We start from the raw sequence: 1,385 nt of genomic DNA on the forward strand, positions 1-1,385 counted from the left end.
GCACTTTGGCGCCTACCCACACGTGCTCCTCGCGGGTGGGGTGCTTTTCGTAGTCAAAGTCGTGAAGCAGGCCAACAATGCCGTAAGCCTCTTCGTCCTCCCCCAACCTGCGGGCATGGGCGCGCATGGCCGCTTCCANNCCACGAACAGAGGAGTTCCCAAGCTTTCTGCCGATCGTACGCCATGCCCTAAGCTTAGCGCAGTTGCCGCTAGCCCACCACGTAGTGGCACCCCACGGAAGTGGGGTTACGGCGGGCCGCTTCGGCAATGAGCCCGGCCGCCAGGCACCCGTGAAAGAGGTCCACGAGCTGAGCGGAGATGGGCGTGGTGCGGTAAAATTGAGTCAAACGCACCAGCTGGTGGCGCAGATCGGCCACCGCCCGCTCCATGCGTTCCCTGGTCCGAACGATCCCCACGTAGTTCCACATGGTGTGGCGGATGGCCGACCAGTCCTGGGCAATAAGCGCCGGGTCTTCGTTGGAAGGACCCACCACCGGCTCCCAGTCGGGGATGGCGCCCTTAAGGTCGGCGGCTAACGCGTGTTCTTTTGCTTGGTGGGCGGCGTGACGGCCGGCGGCTAAACCAAAGGTCAGCCCTTCCAGAAGCGAGGTGGAGGCCAGGCGGTTAGCGCCGTGAACACCGGTACAGGCCACCTCCCCGGCCACGTAAAGCCCCGGGAGGGTGGTGCGTCCGGCCAAATCCGAAACCACCCCGCCGCAGGTGTAGTGAGCCCCGGGCACCACGGGGATGCGTTGGGTGGTCATGTCAATGCCGTAACGGGCGCAAATCTCGGCCACCGTGGGGAAGCGTTGGGCCAGCTCTTTGCCTTTGCCACCCAGGTCCAAAAACACGCACTCCGCCCCGGTGCGGTGGAGCTCGTCCACAATGGCCCGGGCTACCACGTCCCGGGGAGCCAGCTCGCCTTTAGGGTGGTAGCGCTTTAAAAACCGCTCACCGGCTTCGTTCACGAGCTTGGCTCCGGCACCCCGCAACGCCTCAGTAATGAGGAAGCGCGGTGCCCCGGGGACGTAGAGGCACGTGGGGTGGAACTGGATGAACTCCAAGTTCAAAAGCCGGACCCCGGCCCGGGAAGCCATGGCCAAGCCGGAACCGATGGAGCCGGGGTGGTTGGAGGTGTGGATGTAAAGGGCGCCGGCACCGCCGGTGGCAAGCACCGTGGCATCGGCAAACACCGTGCACACGCGGCTGGTACCCACCTCCAGCACGTAAGCGCCCAGGCAGCGGTTTTCCAGGGAATAGCGATCCACCGTGCGGCGGGAGTGGTGGTGGGTGGTGAGCAAGTCCACCGCTTGGTAGCCGGAAAGCAAGGTGATGTTGGGGTTTTTGCGCACGGCCTTGAGCAACCCCTCCTGAATGGCCGAGCC

Annotated in this window: 1 protein-coding gene; it reads right to left on the reverse strand. The window is 64.6% G+C overall.

Annotated features, from left to right (window positions below; genetic code table 11):
- Positions 1-209 precede the first annotated feature (209 nt).
- A partial coding sequence (locus EG19_RS10305) for an L-aspartate oxidase (protein ID WP_038050126.1) occupies positions 210-1,385 on the reverse strand: 1,176 nt, incomplete at its 5' end.

It is taken from the genome of Thermoanaerobaculum aquaticum (assembly GCF_000687145.1).
GTDB lineage: Bacteria > Acidobacteriota > Thermoanaerobaculia > Thermoanaerobaculales > Thermoanaerobaculaceae > Thermoanaerobaculum > Thermoanaerobaculum aquaticum.